Source organism: Stenotrophomonas sp. STEN018 (assembly GCF_056760235.1).
The window spans coordinates 37265-50648 of sequence record NZ_JBRREK010000003.1; the positions used below are offsets into that span (position 1 = coordinate 37265).

The following is a 13384-nucleotide window of genomic DNA, read 5'->3' on the forward strand; positions in this document are numbered from 1 at the left end:
AGCTCCAGAATCAGGAAATAACGATGTAGTCGCTTTGGCTGTGGATGCCTGCGTGCGCGCCACGACTCAACTGCACGTGCAGGCCTCCGATCGGCCCCACCGGCAGGCAGCTGTCCACTTCCAACAGCGCGTCGCGGTGCGGCTTGATCCACTGCGCTTCGGCCTGCGCCAGCGCCTTGCGCTTGGCCTCGACCGCATCGGCAGCGACTACCAGCAGATAGCGATGCGCTTCGCCGAATTCGCCTTCGACATAGCCGCCGAGATTGACGAAGAACAATGTCGGCGCGTCGGCCGCAGGCGCGTCATCACAGATGCGTACCTGCCAGCCCTCGACGCCATCGACCGTCATCCACGAATCAAGGTGCAGGCCTGCAGCCTCGCCGAACCATTGCTGGCGCAGCTGTGGATAGGTCTGCTCGATGCTGGGGCCAACCCCGAACACCACGTCATGCACCTCGGTATTGGCGCGCGCATGGCGGCCACCGAGCATGACCACGAACAGGCGGAAATCCTGCAGGCTCATGGCGCCGGCCTCGCGGTGAGTGCCAGACGCAGGCCGAAGCCGATGAACAGTGCACCGGCCAGCTTGTCCAACCACTGCATGCCGCGCGCGGCCCAACGGCTGCTGCGCACGCGGTCCGCCGCCAGCACGTAGGCGGCATTGATCGGCAGTGCGTTGACCATGAAGATCAGTCCCAGCAGCGCAAATGCCAACGGCTTGTTCTGCACCGACGGCGCGATGAACTGCGGCAGGAACGCCAGGAAGAACAGCACCACCTTCGGGTTCAACACATTGGTCAAGAAGCCGCCGGCGAATACCTGCCACCACGAGCCTGCGCTACCGCTGCTGGCGGCGATGTCGGCCTGCAAGGTCGAGTCACCGGTGTTGCGCAGCAGGCGCACGCCCACCCACAGCAGATAGGCCGCGCCTATCCACTTGATCACGGTGAACAGCGTTGCCGAGGTCGCCAGCAGCACGCCCAATCCCAGCGACGCCAGCGCCACATGCACCAGACAACCAGCACTGATACCCGCGATGGCGGCAAACCCGGCACGACGGCCGCCGCGCAGTGAACGGCTGACGATGTACAGCACATCCGGGCCCGGCGTGAGGTTGAGCAACCAGCCGGCCAGCATGAACAGCAGCAACTGGCTCGGCTCGATCAACATGTGCGATCCAGGAAGTTCTTCATCAGCGCGTGGCCGTGCTGGGTAAGGATGGATTCGGGATGGAACTGCACACCTTCGACCGGGTACTCACGGTGGCGCAGGCCCATGATCTCTTCCATCGAACCGTCCGGGTTCTCGGTCCAGGCGGTGATTTCCAGAGCTGCCGGCAAGGTGTTCTTGTCCACCACCAGCGAGTGGTAGCGGGTGGCCTCGTAGCGGTCCGGCAGGCCTGCAAACACGCCCTTGCCTTCATGCCGAATCGGCGAAACCTTGCCATGCATGATGTTGCTGGCGCGGATCACATCGCCGCCATACACCTGACCGATGGCCTGATGACCCAGGCACACACCGAACAGCGGAATGCTCGGGCCAAGCTGGCGGATCACATCCAGCGACACACCGGCTTCGTTCGGCGTCTTCGGGCCGGGCGATACCACGATGTGCGAAGGCTGCAGCGCGGCGATTTCAGCGACGCTCATCGCGTCATTGCGCACCACCTTCACTTCGGCACCCAGCATCTGCAGGTATTGCACGAGGTTGAAGGTGAAGCTGTCGTAGTTGTCGATCATCAGGAGTCTCATGATTCTAAGTCCTTGATTTCATTAATGTTTTCCATTACACACAACCTCCATTACCCACTTTATTACACACATCGACAGTTGATTGCGATGGACGAAGCGCGAGCATGTGCTGGCTCAAGGTAGCAAGGGCTCCTGAGAGATGTCTTGGCGTGCGCCAGTGCGGTGTACTGACGCAGCGACGGCGCCCGCATGCCAGGGCCAAGTGCTGAGACTGGGCGGACAGACCTACCCCTCGCGGCGACACAGCGCGCGGGGCATCAGTTCTACGACGGGGCTGGGGTGCCAAGGGCATCGGGCAATCTCCTCAAATCTTGGAGCCGCCGTGCCGGGGAGCCTTCTTGAAACCTTGCCTGCCGGTACGGCGGCAAGGTGCGGTCAAGACCGCAACGACATGCCGCTTCCTATTGGAAGCGCCACCACAGAGCGATGTTGGTCGAAGCGGTACGGGTCATGGACAGACCAAAGTGTTGAATTTAAAAGCCAGAACTCGGCCCGAGTACACCCGAACGGAATTCCAAAGTAAGCCTGGGGAATTTTACCATGAGCATGTTAGGCAAAGCCACTTCCTGGAATGCCAGGGCATTCATCACCCCGCCCATCTACCTCGGACCGGACGACAACACTTCCAGTCTCGAAACCAGAGAGCAAGTAGACCAACTGCTACGGACTTGTGAGCATCGAATCTCAGGTTGGCAGTCATCTGGACCTGCGCGGGTGATGCTATATCGCTATATCAGCATCCGGGGCAGATATGACACCGCCGGATTTTCTCTGCCGACCCTAGGTCCCGGAGAACAGAAGCCGTTGATCGCAGCTTCTGAAACCATCGCCGTATCAGACCATACCAAATCGGTTTTGCGGGGAACAGCGCAGCGCATGACGCTGGTACCGTGAGCGCCAATATCGAGCTTTCGTCCTCATCGCTCGATGGGCCGGCAACCGATCGATTCTTGCACAACGAGCAAGACGAGGCCACCTACAGCGGACGCCAAACCAATCACCTCGCCCGTCTACGTTCAGGGCATCTTCCCAGGCACCCGCGGAAGGTCATAACGACACAGCAGCCCTTGGCAGGGCAAGAAAGGAGCCGGTGATGTAGCGCTTCCGAAAGGAGACGAAGACATGCACAAGGACATTCCAACATCGAAGGTGTTCTATCGTCCCATCGAGGCTGCCATACGGTGGGCCGGGTTGCTGCGGTACCTGCCGATGATCCTGGCTGCGATCGCGTCACCGCGCTTCCTGCCTCCATCGTTGAATTGCCCGCGATGGAATGAGTGCCGGCTGTACTCGGAGCGTATCTATGACGGCATCCTCAACGGGGAGCTGCCCTACGGCCAGAACGGCATCACGCTCAATGATCCGAAGCTGCTGCAGTCGCCGGATCTGACCGTTCGCCATGTCGATCTGAAGCGCTGGATGCGCAACCACTATCCCGAGCACCGGCCAGGATTCCTGTTCAGCCGTGGCGAACGCATGGCGCATCCTTTTATCACCTTGGAAACAGGACAGGCGATCCTGATCGAGCGACTGGCCCTTCAGGCGGCCCTGGAGCATGCGCGTCGCCAGATGCAGGAATTGCAGGAGCAGCGCGACACCTTGCTCAAGCAGTCCACCGCGCTGCTGGCTTCCAAGCAATGCGAGATCAGCGAGCGAGCGGAGACGACGTATCTCAACATCATCGGCGGGATGCTGACGCTGATGCTGGGCCAGTCCCCTTCGGGTGTGCCCTATTCCAGCTTCAAAACACAGGAGGCACTCGTCTCGGCATTGGTCGCCCACTTCGGCGGCACCATGGGCATCACGGAGCGAACCTTGAACGGCAAGTTCGCCAACGCCAGGAAGTACGTCCGTAGCGCAAGCGCATGAGGTTTTTCCAGCTTGTATGTGCAACCGCGGAGATTGCATTTGCAATGTCTTTCCGCAGCCAGGTCTATTGAATAGAGGTCACGCCAACAAACGCCACCGAGCGTTCAGGAGTGACCGCCATGTCGCAGCCCCCTGTACTCCCGCCGAACGAGCGCCGCATCCTGCGGCTCGATGAAGTCGAAGCCAAGTCCGGCTTCAAACGCGCCCACATTTACAACCTGATGAAGAAGCGCCAGTTTCCCCAGGCGCTGCGCCTGGGCGTGCGCGCCGTCGGCTGGGATTCGATCGAAATCGACCAGTGGATCGCCGAGCGCCTCAACCACCGGACCTGACCCGTTCTCCCGCGGACTTCCCATTCCCAGCCGGAGAGCGCCATGCAGGTCGTATCCATCATTTCAACGAAGGGCGGCGTCGGCAAGACCACGACGGCCGCCAACCTGGGCGGGCTCGCCGCGGACGCGGGCCTGCGCGTGCTGCTGCTCGATCTCGACGTGCAGCCCACCTTGTCCTCCTACTACGAACTGACCCAGCGCGCGCCGGGCGGCATCTATGAGCTGTTGGCCTTCAACGAGCGCGACCTTGGCCAGCTCGTGTCCCGCACGATCATCGCGGGCCTGGACCTGGTGCTGTCCAACGACCACCGGGGCGAGCTGAACACCTTATTGCTGCATGCGCCGGATGGCCGCCTGCGGCTGCGGCATCTGCTGCCAGCACTTGCTCCCCTCTACGACCTGGTGCTGATCGACACCCAGGGCGCGCGTTCCGTGCTGCTGGAGATGGCGGTGCTCGCCTCCGACCTTGCGCTGTCGCCCGTCACGCCGGAAATCCTCGCGGCCCGGGAGCTTCGACGCGGCACCATGCAGTTGCTCGAAGACATCGCGCCGTACCGGCACCTGGGCATCGAACCGCCGCCGCTGCACCTGCTCATCAACCGCGTCCACCCGGTGTCGGCGAACGCCCGACTGATCCAGCAGGCCCTGCGCGACCTGTTCCAAGACCATGCCGGCATCCGCGTGCTCGCCACCGACGTGCCAGCCATCGAAGCCTATCCGCGCGCCGCGACGCGCGGCCTGCCGGTGCATCGGGTCGAGCACCGCCAGCCGCCCGGCAGGGTCGCGCCGGCCTCGCTCGACACGATGCGCGCGCTCGCGAGCGAGCTGTTCCCGCAATGGCAGGACAGATTTGCCGCAATGTCCGGTCGCCCGCCACGTCCTCTTGATGCCGGGAGGTCCCATGGCGAACGCACATGAACTGGCCCGCGGCCACAAGCGGCTGCGCGCGCTGATCGAGTTCGCGGTCGGTGAAGGCTGGCACGTCAAGCGCACGCCGGGCGGGCACCTCAAGTTCACCAAGGCCGGCTGCGCGGCGATCTACACCAGTTCGACCGCGAGCGACCACCGGGCCGAATTGAACGCCCGTGCGCAGATCCGCCGCGCCGAGCGAGAGGCCCGCATGGCGCCGGCCGGCGGTCGTGGGGACTGCGAGGGGTGCGGCCATGGCTGACATGACCTCGCAGGACATGGCCGGCAAGCTGTTCGCGGCCGGCTTCGAGCGCAGCGGCCCAGCGGCTACGGCCTTGAGCGACCCGATCGCGGACACGCCCATGGTCGTGACGCTGGACCAGCTGCGGCCCTACGACCATGACCCGCGCATGAAGCGCAACCCCGCCTACGAGGAAATCAAGGCGTCCATCCGCGAGCGCGGCCTGGACGCGGCGCCAGCCATCACCCGCCGGCCCGGCGAGGACCACTACATCATCCGCAACGGCGGCAACACGCGGCTGGCGATCCTGCGCGAACTCTGGTCGGAGACCAAGGACGAACGCTTCTTCCGCATATCGTGCCTGTTTCGGCCATGGCCGGAGCGCGGTGAAATCGTCGCGCTGACCGGGCATCTTGCCGAGAACGAACTGCGCGGTGGCCTCACGTTCATCGAGCGCGCGCTCGGCGTCGAGAAAGCACGCGAGTTCTACGAGCAGGAGAGTAGCGCCGCCCTGAGCCAGTCGGAACTGGCCCGCCGCCTGGCGGCCGATGGGTTCCCCGTCCAGCGGTCGCACATCACCCGCATGGCCGACGCGGTGCGCTACCTGCTGCCCGCCATTCCCACTGTGCTCTATGGCGGCCTGGGGCGCCACCAGGTCGAGCGGCTGTCGGTCATGCGGACGGCCTGCAAGCGCACCTGGGAGCACTATGCCAAGGACCGCACGCTGCCGCTGGACTTCGACAGCTTCTTTCAGGAGGTGCTGGCGCAGTTCGACACGCAGGGCGACGAGTTCGCGACGCAGCGCGTGCAGGACGAGCTGATCGGCCAGATGTCCGAGCTGCTGGGCATCGGCTACGACGTGTTGGCGCTGGACCTGACCGAATCGGAAAGCCGCCACCGGGCGCTGGTCAGTGACCCGACGCCACCTGCGGCGCCGCCGGCGTTGCCTTCGCCCACCGCCGGCACGCCGCCTCCCCCGGGCGTAGCATCGTCCATCGCCAAGCCTGCAGCGGCGGCCAGTCCTCCACCCGCCAGCCCTCCGGCGTCCGAGCCCACCTTGCGCGAGGATACGGCCCGAGAGACGACAACGGAAAGCCCCGCGGCCGCACCAGGCGATCTGCTTCTCGAGCACATCGTCTCGCCGGCACCGACGACCGAACGGCTGCAGTCGATCCAGCGCATGGTTGCCGACCAGTTGGGCGATGCGCTGCCGCCCGACTTCTCGGCGAGCGTGCTGCAGTCCATCCCGGTGCAAGCCGGCGGGCTCTATCCGATCTCCGACGTCTGGTACATCGACGCCGGCCTGGACACGCCCGATCGGCTGCGCATCCACATCGCGCAGTTCGCGCGCGAGATCGCCGGGGAGGCAGCCCTGGACGAGTGCATCGAGGATCGCTCCGATGGCATCGGCTTCGTTTGCTGCGCGCCCGCCCATGCACCATCGCCGCTCGGCCGGGCGGTGCTGGCGCTGCTCATCACTCTGACGGGTCAGCCCACTGCTGAAGCGGGCGTGGATGGCGCGCAGCTCGCCGCCGACTTGCCAGCACTGCTGCACGGCCAGGGTCAACACCACGGCGACTGCACAAGGCGCTTGAGCGACACGGCGTTGGTCAAGCTATTTCGGCTGCTCCGCCTGGCCCGGCGTCTGCTGGACCTGGAAGCCGGCACCACGGCGCCCGGGACGTGAGCGAGGGAGGCCGCATGTCCACATCGCATCCGCTCAACCAGGCCGTGATTGCCCAGGCGCTGTATGACCTTCGCAACGGCCAACTGCGCCGCTGCAAGGCCATGGGCTTCGGCGAGGCCGAGCTGGATGCGCTCAAGCACCCCGCGCTGATCAGCGTGCTGGCCAACGCCAGCGTCTCGTGGTGCTCGGTCACGGTCAACCGCGAAGTGCTGCAGCGCCTGCTCAACCAGGCACAGGACGTGGAGAAGGAAATCGCCACGGTCGATCGCATGCTGCGGCTGGGGGCCAGCACGGAGATGGTCAGCCGCTTCTATGGCCTGACCCATCAGGAAGTCGCCCTGCGGCGGGAGATCCTCGGCCTGCCCAAGCGCAAGGGGCGCCACCCCGTCCTGGACGAGACCCAGGACACCGAACTTTGGCGGCAATGGAAAGCCGTGACCAGCAGCAGGAACGTCGATCTGGAGGATGAGACCTCGATTCTCGATGCGGCCATGGACCTGGCCGAGGGCATGTCACTGCCGCTCTCGGTGGTCTGGGCCGCGATCAGGAACTGGGTCGATCAGGGATTGGACTAGGCCATGGCCGTGGACGACACCGCCCCACGAGCCCCGCGTCAAGGCCCCATCGCACTCGCCGACCTGTTCGACGCTGCGCTGAAGGACCTCACGCCCAATCCAAATCCCCGCGCGCCAGCGCCCATGGCAGTGCCCACGCCTGCGGCGTCCGGCGACGCCTTCCTATTCAGTGGCAATCGGCACGAGAGCGTGCCGCGGCGGCTGTTCGTCGACCGCCGCCTGACACCGCTGGAGCGCAACGCCTGGCAGGTGTTCCGGCTGATGCTCAACGACGACGGCGTCACGACGTTCCCGACCTATGAGCAGTTGCGCCCATGGCTGGCGTCCATGCCCTGCGCGGGACAAGCCTCCCACGAGACCGTCGCGCGGGCGCTGACGCTGCTGCGCCTGACGCGCTGGCTGAGCCTCGTGCGACGACGGCGCGACCCCAAGACCGGCCGCATCCTCGGAAACCTCTACGTCCTGCACGACGAACCCCTGACACTGTTCGAGGCCATGCAGCTCGACGCCGACTACCTGGCCCTGGTCAGCCAGTCGCTGGGGCATTCCGCCAAGGCCGTCCAGGTGGTGGGACTCAACACCCTCCAGGAGATCGCGGACGACCCGATGTTGTCCGGACGCACCTTGCCGTCGCGGCTGCAAGTGCTCGCCGAGCGCCTGGCCGACCAGGGCATCACCGCCACCGCAAGTTATCCACAGGAGGATGCGATCCACGATTCCGAAGAAGGGCCCGCCAGCCTTCTTCGGAATGGCGAACGCCCTTCTTCGGAATCCGAAGCAGGGCCGAAACCCGCGCCAGACGGCGCTCTTCGGAATCCGAAGCAGGACCGTACAGTACGTAGTAGTCGTATTGATGAAGTACGTACTACCGCGCAGGCGCGCGCGCTGGGCGACCTGCAATGGCCCAAGCGTTTCGCGGAACTGAAGGCGGAACAGCAAGCCGGCGCCAGGATGGCGTTGCAGCAAGTGGACGCTGCCCTGCGGCAGGCTGTGCTGGACGAGTGGGCCGCACGGTGCGGCAAGCATGGCATCCGCAACCCCGCCGGGTACCTGTTCGGCATCATCCAGCGCGCCATGCGCGGCGAGTTCAATGCGTGGGCCAAGCAGACCAGCCCGGCAGCGCCAACACCATCGGCGGCGCGAGCGCCACCGCCCGAGCCGCCGCGCAACGTCGTGCCGCCCGCGGTGGCCCGGCAGCACATCGAGCGCCTGCGCGATCTGCTGCGCAAATCCTGAGCGCAGGGCCTGGCAAGGCCATGAAGCAGACCTCCTTGGCGGTCGGCAGAAACGGTCCCCAGGGGACGGCTGTGTGGTGAAACGCCGGACGACGGCGCGACATGCTGCGCAAAACCTGAGTAGAGCGCCTGCAAGACCATGAAGCAGACCTCCATGGCGCTCAACGGAACGGTCCCCTGGGGACGGCTGCGCGGCGAAGGATCGTGTCGAACGGCAGCGCGACGTGCGGTGCAGTACGCATACCGTCAACGACCGAGGCACGGAGCGCCAACGTGAATGCTCCGGCCTCCAAGGGACCGTTGCGCGCTGCGCCGCCAGCGCGCATAGAACCGGGGGCCGGCTCATTTCGGTTTGTTGACTGACTGCCTTCCGCTGCATGCGGATGCTGGCGGCTCCCTGTCCAACTGCGAGCGCTCACCATGGCAACCAGCAACGAACCATTGCAACTCAACCTCGGCTCCCTGCGCAGCGCGATGTCGCTGACGCTGCACACGCATCACGCTTCCCGCATCTGGCACGGCCGCGCCGCCGCCGAAGGGCGACCCGGCATCGTCGGCCTGAACGGCTACATCGCGGTGATGAATAAGATGAAGCGCGGCTCGGAGCAGGACGACCCCTACAGCGACTGGTGGATGCTGCGCATCGAGGACAAGCTCGACCAGACCAGGACCACGCTGCAGACCTTGCGCAAACAAGTGGACCAGGCACTGGCGGGCGTGCCTGCGGCATTGAGCCTGGGCGAGAACCTCAACGTGCAGCCCGTCAAGCTGCCGCTGTTCGTCAATGCGCAGTTGGGCTTTGCCGCCGTCTATCTCCTGGCCGACTACGACGACATCGCGCGCAAGCTGATCCTCGCCCACCACACCGCGCTGATCGACCGCAGCACTTTGGAGCGCTGGCTCAACGAGGGCGCGCACGCGCTGCGCAGCCTGTTCTCGCTGGCCCAGCAGTACCGCTACTCGGGCTGCACCCGCGACGATTTCGCGGCGAAGAATGCCGCAGCGCGGGTCGCGCTGGAGAAGTTCGGCGAGTTGCCGCAGGACGTCCTCGAAGGCACGCGCCGCTCGACGTTTGCGCCACCCATGGTGCGCCGTGGTCTGCAACAGCGCGGTGAGAATCCTGCCGCAGCCGCTACCAGCGTCGATGGTGATGCGGCCGCTGCTGCCGACCCGTCCGAAGGCGCAGCCACTGCCGGCGAGGACGAATCCGCATGAGCGATCTGAACCAGCCGACCCGCTACTTCCGGGGCCTGCAACAGGGAGCCTTCATGCGCCTGGAACACGCGGCCTCTCTAAAAGGCCTTTTAAAGCCTTTTAAAGGTAAAGGGGACTTGGAGGCCTGGGCCAGCCAGTGCTTCGCCATGCGCGACGAGTTGATCGGCCTGGCGCAGCGACAAGTGCTGCAACAGGCCGGTGGGCATCCCTTCCATCTGCTGCCCGTGGAACTGGCCCAGCAGACCACTGGCGCGGGAACGACGTTCCTGCGCTGGCGCAGGAACGACCGCTCGGCCATGGGCGTGGCCCTGTGGCAGGAGCTGATGGCGAGCACCAGCACGCCGGTCAACCTGCTGGCCGACCTGCACGCGATCGAGCTGCAGCGCATCACGCTGAACATGCAGATCAGCCTGTTGCACACCCTGGGTAGGCAGGCCCAGGAGTGCGCCAGCAAGGCCGCCGAGGCGGAAGACGCCTACCTGCGCCGGCTCGCGTCCATACCCCCCGGAGTGCGCGATCGGTGATCGCGTCGGGCACCCCAGCACGCGCCCGACGCCGACATGGCACGGGTATTTCAACCACCAAGGAGATTGCACCATGAGCACGCATTTTTCGGGCGAAGGCAACATCGGCTCGCCCCCCGAGTACCGGGAGTTCCCCAACGGCAACGACGAACCGCGGCGCTTGTTGCGGCTGAACGTGTATTTCGACAACCCCGTTCCCACCAAGGGCGGTGACTTCGAGGACCGCGGCGGCTTCTGGGCGCCGGTGGAAATCTGGCACCGCGACGCCGCACACTGGAAGGACCTTTACCAGAAGGGCATGCGCGTGCTGGTCGTCGGCCGCATGGAGCGCGAACCCTGGACCGACAACGAGGATCAGCCGCGCGAGACCTGGCAGATCAACGCGCGCAGCGTCGGCATCCTGCCGTTCCGCATCGAGTCCGTCGTTCTGAGCCCCAAATCGCAGGAGACCGCACAGGACGCGCAGCCCAAGCCCCAGGCCGCCCAGGAACCGGCAGCGTCGAAGGAGCCCAAGCGCAGGAAGTGATCCGGCGTGGGGGCGGCCGCAGTACGTTGCCGCCCCCCATGTCCTCGCGAGCTATCCCCAGGGGATAGCTCCATCAGCGTCCACCGGCTTCCGCGCGCTCCCGAACATCGCGGCTCCCGGCTCGCACACCGCCGGCCGCACGCCATCCCGCCCAAGCCGTTCCATCGGCGTGAAAGCGGTCGCTGCCGCATGCAGCTTGTTTGCTGCTGCCCCAACAGGCGCTCGGCATCCTCGATCCCAGCAACTCCATGAACAACGGGAAGCGGATGGACGGACATGCGGCTGTTTCTGTGCGAGAAGCCCTCCCAGGGCAAAGACATCGGCCGGATTCTCGGCGCCACGCAGCGCGGTGAAGGCTGCCTCAACGGCTCCGGTGTCACGGTCACCTGGTGCATCGGCCATCTCGTCGAAGCGGCAGCACCCGAGGTCTATGACGCGGCGCTCAAGCGCTGGTCGCTGGAACAGCTGCCCATCATTCCCCAGCAGTGGCGGGTCGAGGTCAAGCCGAAGACCGCCACGCAATTCAAGGTCGTCAAAGCGCTTCTGGCGAAGGCGACCCAGCTTGTCATCGCCACTGACGCCGACCGCGAAGGCGAACTGATCGCACGCGAGATCATCGACCTGTGCGGCTACCGCGGTCCCATCGAACGCCTGTGGCTGTCGGCGCTCAACGATGCGTCCATCCGCACCGCGCTCGCCAAGCTGCGGCCCTCGGCCGAGACGCTGCCGATGTATTACTCGGCGCTGGCGCGCTCGCGCGCCGACTGGCTCGTGGGCATGAACCTCAGCCGGCTGTTCACCGTGCTCGGGCGGCAGGCCGGCTACGATGGCGTGCTGTCGGTCGGGCGTGTACAGACCCCGACGCTCAAACTCGTGGTGGACCGCGACCGAGAGATCGCGGCCTTCGTGTCCGTGCCGTACTGGGCCATCGACGTGTCGCTGTCCGCAGGCGGTCAGACGTTCACCGCGCAGTGGGTGGCACCCGATGCCAGCACCGACGACGCCGGCCGCTGCCTGCGGCAGCCCGTCGCACAGCAGGCCGCGCAGCAGATCCGCGCCGCGGGCAGTGCCCAGGTGGTGTCGGTCGAGACCGAGCGCGTGCGCGAAGGCCCGCCGCTGCTGTTCGACCTGGGCACCTTGCAGGAAGTCTGTTCCAAGCAGCTTGGGCTGGACGTGCAGGAAACCTTGGAGATCGCCCAGGCCCTGTACGAGACGCACAAGGCCACGACGTACCCGCGCTCGGATTCGGGCTACCTGCCCGAAAGCATGTTCGCCGAAGTGCCCACGGTCCTGGACAGCCTGCTCAAGACCGATCCCACGCTGGCCCAGATCATGGGCCAGCTCGACCGCACCCAGCGCTCGCGCGCCTGGAACGACGGCAAGGTGACGGCGCACCACGGCATCATCCCGACGCTCGAACCCGCGAATCTCTCCGCCATGAGCGAGAAGGAACGGGCGTTGTACCGGCTGATCCGGGCACATTACCTGGCCCAGTTCCTCCCGCACCACGAGTTCGACCGCACCGTGGCGGATCTCTCCTGCGGCCAGCAGAAGCTGGTGGCTACGGGCAAGCAGGTCGTCGCCCGCGGCTGGCGCCTGGTGCTGGCCGAGTCCGAACGTGAAGGCAGCGCCGATGAGGATGGCGACGCCCCCGTGCGCACCCAGGTGCTGCCTGCGCTGCGTGACGGGATGGCATGCCAGGTCGCCGGGGCCGACATCAAGGCCCTCAAGACGATGCCGCCCAAGCCCTATACCCAGGGCGAACTGGTCAAGGCGATGAAGGGCGTTGCGCGTTTCGTGACCGACCCGCGCCTGAAGCAGAAGCTCAAGGACACGACGGGCATCGGCACCGAGGCGACGCGGGCCAACATCATCAGCGGGCTGATCGCCCGCGGCTATATCGTGAAGAAGGGGCGCTCCATCCGCGCATCGGATGCGGCGTTCACGCTGATCGACGCCGTGCCCGCGGCGATTGCCGACCCCGGCACCACCGCCGTCTGGGAACAGGCGCTGGACATGATCGAGGGCGGACAACTCACCCTGGATGTGTTCATCGGCAAGCAGGCCGCCTGGATTTCGCAGTTGATCGCGCAATACGGCAGCACGTCCCTGTCCATCAAGGTTCCCCAAGGACCGGCTTGTCCGCAGTGCGGCGCACCCACGCGCCAGCGAACCGGCAAGAGCGGCCCGTTCTGGTCGTGCAGTCGCTACCCCGACTGCAAAGGCACGCTGCCGGTGGCAACCGGCACGTCCAGGCGTGGTGCCTCGCGTCCACGCCGTACCAGTGGCGGTGGCCGCAAAGGCGCCTGACCGCCCCCGTTCCCCGTGAGCCATGCCCGCCATCGGCGGCGTGGCCCGTGTCCCGCATGCCCTGCGGGACGCCCCAGCGCGCAACGCCTTCTTGCTCCGTGTGCGCGTCCCGTCCGGCCGGCCCCGGCCGCGGGACCTGAAGGTGGCTTCTCCGCGAACCGCACCCCGCGCGTTCTCCTCGTCTGCATTCCTTCCGCCGCTGCGAAGGGT

General features: G+C 65.8%; 15 protein-coding genes. 12 read left to right on the forward strand and 3 right to left on the reverse strand.

The genetic code is table 11. The annotated features are described in order from the left end of the window. Positions 1–10 precede the first annotated feature (10 nt). From ACVOMB_RS01920 to ACVOMB_RS01930, 3 genes are read right to left on the reverse strand one after another with little or no spacing between them, the layout of a single operon-like run. Positions 11–523 (reverse strand): DUF1543 domain-containing protein, encoded by a 513-nt coding sequence (locus ACVOMB_RS01920; protein ID WP_481529693.1) that lies wholly within the window; start codon positions 521–523, stop codon positions 11–13. Beyond that, positions 520–1170 carry a LysE family translocator gene (locus ACVOMB_RS01925; protein WP_481529694.1) on the reverse strand — a complete coding sequence of 217 codons (651 nt, stop codon included), beginning with the start codon at positions 1168–1170 and terminating at the stop codon, positions 520–522. Before ACVOMB_RS01925 ends, ACVOMB_RS01920 begins: the two co-directional genes overlap by 4 nt. Then, on the reverse strand, positions 1164–1751 hold the full coding sequence (locus ACVOMB_RS01930) for an anthranilate synthase component II (RefSeq protein WP_481529695.1): 588 nt from the start codon (positions 1749–1751) through the stop codon (positions 1164–1166). Before ACVOMB_RS01930 ends, ACVOMB_RS01925 begins: the two co-directional genes overlap by 7 nt. Before the next feature lie 540 nt (positions 1752–2291). On the opposite strand from ACVOMB_RS01930, the gene ACVOMB_RS01935 reads away from it, so the two are divergent. The 12 genes from ACVOMB_RS01935 to ACVOMB_RS01990 all read left to right on the forward strand — a co-directional run bounded on the left by ACVOMB_RS01935 (position 2292) and on the right by ACVOMB_RS01990 (position 13174). After that, complete coding sequence (locus ACVOMB_RS01935; protein ID WP_128457255.1) at positions 2292–2645, forward strand: hypothetical protein; 354 nt, start codon at positions 2292–2294, stop codon at positions 2643–2645. A 228-nt stretch (positions 2646–2873) separates the two neighbouring features. Beyond that, complete coding sequence (locus ACVOMB_RS01940) at positions 2874–3620, forward strand: hypothetical protein (RefSeq protein ID WP_003050429.1); 747 nt, start codon at positions 2874–2876, stop codon at positions 3618–3620. Between the two features lie 119 nt (positions 3621–3739). Continuing rightward, positions 3740–3952 (forward strand): AlpA family transcriptional regulator, encoded by a 213-nt coding sequence (locus ACVOMB_RS01945; protein WP_003050427.1) that lies wholly within the window; start codon positions 3740–3742, stop codon positions 3950–3952. A gap of 42 nt (positions 3953–3994) precedes the next feature. After that, on the forward strand, positions 3995–4870 hold the full coding sequence (locus ACVOMB_RS01950; RefSeq protein WP_003050424.1) for a ParA family protein: 876 nt from the start codon (positions 3995–3997) through the stop codon (positions 4868–4870). After that, the gene (locus ACVOMB_RS01955; RefSeq protein WP_003050422.1) at positions 4854–5123 is read left to right on the forward strand and encodes a hypothetical protein; all 270 of its coding nucleotides are present in this window, start codon (positions 4854–4856) and stop codon (positions 5121–5123) included. The genes ACVOMB_RS01950 and ACVOMB_RS01955 overlap by 17 nt, the downstream gene beginning before the upstream one ends. Then, positions 5116–6789: a ParB family protein gene (locus ACVOMB_RS01960; RefSeq protein WP_104052791.1), complete on the forward strand. Its 1674-nt coding sequence runs from the start codon at positions 5116–5118 to the stop codon at positions 6787–6789. Before ACVOMB_RS01955 ends, ACVOMB_RS01960 begins: the two co-directional genes overlap by 8 nt. Before the next feature lie 14 nt (positions 6790–6803). Continuing rightward, positions 6804–7364, forward strand: a complete 561-nt coding sequence (locus tag ACVOMB_RS01965; protein ID WP_003050401.1) for a DUF2857 domain-containing protein — start codon at positions 6804–6806, stop codon at positions 7362–7364. A gap of 3 nt (positions 7365–7367) precedes the next feature. Next, positions 7368–8600 (forward strand): STY4528 family pathogenicity island replication protein, encoded by a 1233-nt coding sequence (locus ACVOMB_RS01970; RefSeq protein WP_003050398.1) that lies wholly within the window; start codon positions 7368–7370, stop codon positions 8598–8600. Positions 8601–9019: 419 nt separating this feature from the next. After that, a complete protein-coding gene (locus ACVOMB_RS01975) occupies positions 9020–9814 on the forward strand; it encodes a PFL_4669 family integrating conjugative element protein (protein WP_003050396.1) in 795 nt (264 codons plus the stop codon). Next, the gene (locus tag ACVOMB_RS01980) at positions 9811–10338 is read left to right on the forward strand and encodes a DUF3158 family protein (RefSeq protein ID WP_003050393.1); all 528 of its coding nucleotides are present in this window, start codon (positions 9811–9813) and stop codon (positions 10336–10338) included. Before ACVOMB_RS01975 ends, ACVOMB_RS01980 begins: the two co-directional genes overlap by 4 nt. Positions 10339–10411: 73 nt before the next feature. Continuing rightward, a complete protein-coding gene (locus tag ACVOMB_RS01985; protein WP_003050391.1) occupies positions 10412–10864 on the forward strand; it encodes a single-stranded DNA-binding protein in 453 nt (150 codons plus the stop codon). Between the two features lie 276 nt (positions 10865–11140). Next, the gene (locus tag ACVOMB_RS01990) at positions 11141–13174 is read left to right on the forward strand and encodes a DNA topoisomerase III (RefSeq protein ID WP_018715759.1); all 2034 of its coding nucleotides are present in this window, start codon (positions 11141–11143) and stop codon (positions 13172–13174) included. The last annotated feature ends 210 nt before the right edge of the window (positions 13175–13384 follow it).